The sequence below is a fragment of the Bartonella sp. CL434QHHD genome, from assembly GCF_042195145.1.
In the GTDB taxonomy this organism is placed as follows: Bacteria; Pseudomonadota; Alphaproteobacteria; order Rhizobiales; family Rhizobiaceae; genus Bartonella.
In genome coordinates this window covers 1-2,378 of record NZ_JBHINT010000051.1, presented here as the reverse complement: position 1 = coordinate 2,378, position 2,378 = coordinate 1, and the positions used below count along the sequence as shown (strand labels likewise).

2 protein-coding genes and 1 pseudogene are annotated in these 2,378 nt (G+C 40.2%); 2 read left to right on the top strand and 1 reads right to left on the bottom strand.

All coding sequences use genetic code 11. The features are described 5' to 3' along the window. Positions 1-158 precede the first annotated feature (158 nt). Positions 159-834 (top strand): annotated as a pseudogene (locus tag ACFILN_RS08550) (phage antirepressor KilAC domain-containing protein). Positions 835-1,078: 244 nt separating this feature from the next. Here the strand turns inward: ACFILN_RS08550 and ACFILN_RS08545 are convergent. Further along, positions 1,079-1,663, bottom strand: coding sequence for a hypothetical protein (locus ACFILN_RS08545; RefSeq protein WP_375671296.1), 585 nt, complete (start codon positions 1,661-1,663; stop codon positions 1,079-1,081). Between the two features lie 202 nt (positions 1,664-1,865). Between ACFILN_RS08545 and ACFILN_RS08540 the strand changes: the two genes are divergently transcribed. Beyond that, on the top strand, positions 1,866-2,378 hold a 513-nt coding region (locus tag ACFILN_RS08540; RefSeq protein WP_375671294.1), incomplete at its 3' end, for a tyrosine-type recombinase/integrase.

Sequence of the window (2,378 nt, the reverse complement as noted above, 5' to 3'; positions counted from 1 at the left end):
AGCTTTAACTCATTGTATGCTAATAGCTTTGTCAGGTGTGGTTATACCATATACCCCCTTCGGGGAAAGGCGTAACGACGGACTAGATGCCGTGTTTTTTAGCGCCCAGCACTCTTTTAGAATGTCATTAAGGAACGCCTAACATCTAAGAATTCTTTATGAATACCATTATTAAAATTACTGAATTATGTGGCAAAAGGCATGACAATATTATGCGTGACATCAAGAAAACGCTTGAAGAACTTAACGCCCTCAAATTTGAGGAGGTTGATTTTGGTGAGCACTACCTTGATAACAAAGGTGAAAGCCGCCCTTGTTATAACCTGCCAAAGCGTGAATGCTTAATTCTTGTTTCTAGTTACAGCACTGCCTTACGAGCAAAGATAATTGACCGTTGGAAAGAGTTGGAAAGACAAGTAGCTATTCCACAAATTGATTACTCCAAACCCGAAGTATTACTTGGCGCCTTAAATCATCTACAAAATCAAATTGAGCAGAAAGACCATGTTATTTCAGAATTAGCACTAAAAGCAAAAGCTTTAGAAGGCTTAAAACGCTCTGATGGTTTGTTTGGTTTGATTGAAGCCGCGAAGATGTTGGAGATAAGACCAAAGGATTTAACAGATTACTTGCGTAAAAATGATTGGGTGTATCGACGTGCTCCGAGTGGTCCATTGTTACCTTAATCAGGATAAAATCAAAAAAGGCTTCATAGACTGTTCTGCCATCACCATTCAAAAACCGGATGGAACAGAAAAGGTGCTGCCTTCAACAAAAATCACACCTAAAGGATTGGCATGTTTGAGAGAACGAATCCATGGAGGTGTGCAATGAAGGTAAATACTAACTTCTTATGCGATTTATGGATGGCATTATCTCAATTTTCTAGACATGAAAATATGAGTGATAAGATTGTACTGCTCTGGTTGACATCATGAGTTTAGTAGAAAAAGCTTTGATTTTAAAACTTCAAGATGAAGTGCCAATCCTTCTTTCGATATCTTTCTCATCTGACGCTCCATAAAAAAAGCCCCACAAAAGTGGGGCTGGATAAAATGATGTTCTAATCAATCTCGCGCTAATTATAATAAAGTGGCTCGCTACATCCACGGGCGCCTATTTTTTCATCTTCTACATAACGAGAATGCGCAAAATTCCGTACAAGATGATCATTGTTAGAGCCACCAGTCCAATCGCCTCCTCCCAATATAACATTTATGTCTACACGTAAACTGCTTCCTTGTTCTCCTGTATGCCATTTAGTCACTGGATAACAACCAGACAAATATTGCCAAACATAACCGCAACCATCCTCACAACCGATATACGAAATCATACGACAATTTTCTGTATCAACGTGTCCTCCAGACGTTTTGGGAGAAGGCGCTTTATTGCCTATAATACTGGTTCCCGAATTGATTCCACACATGCAAGACGCGAACTCATCACTCGTCAAAAATCTCTTATTAACAGACCAAAAATCAAAGGCATGATCTGCATAGCTACGATTGATCGTAATCGGAACACCATATGCCGACTTTGCATTTACACCTGTCCCTGATTGAAGATAAATATCAACCCAAATATTATGCCACGGATTGTAAACCATTCCCTCTGGGGCACTACGTGGACGGTGATTTAAACACCAAACAGAATTAGGCAAAATATCCCCTGCTTGATAATGACCGATACAAGATATTGATTTATAATGATAATCTAGCTCTGTTCATATTGAATTAGACGCCCGAATAACGTAGGATTCTCTCATTTCAAATCTGTTTATCTTGAATCAATCAAAACCACTTACTTGCACGTCACAAGCGGGGTTGATGTGTGGGTAAAAATTGTACAAGAAAGGAGTAAAAATGGTTCTTATGAATCGTCTTAATGCAAAGGCTGTCGCAACATTGGGAGCTGGTAAATATAATGATGGTGCCGGCTTGCTTCTTCACAAACGTAAAGATGGTGGTGCTCAATGGCTTTATCGTTATACCATTCATGGTCGGCGCCGCGAAATGGGCTTGGGTGCCTTGCGAGATGTTTCTTTAAAACAAGCCCGTGAATTGGCAACTAGGTGGCGGGCTGTTTTACGTGAGGGGCGTGACCCTATTAAAGAACGCAACAAACAAAAGCGTGAGGCAATGCGCAATCTCCATTATTTAAAAGATATTGCTCTAGATGCTTTTGAAAGCCGTAAAGCTGAATTAAAGAATGATGGTGAGTCTTGTAATTGGTTTTTACATTTACGCCTCCATATTCTCCCTAAATTAGGCTGTCTGCCCGTTTCAGAGATTACCCAAACAGAGATACGCGATACCCTTGCCCCTATTTGGCATACAAAAGCTGGAACTGCTCGAACAGCACTAATGCGTCTTAAT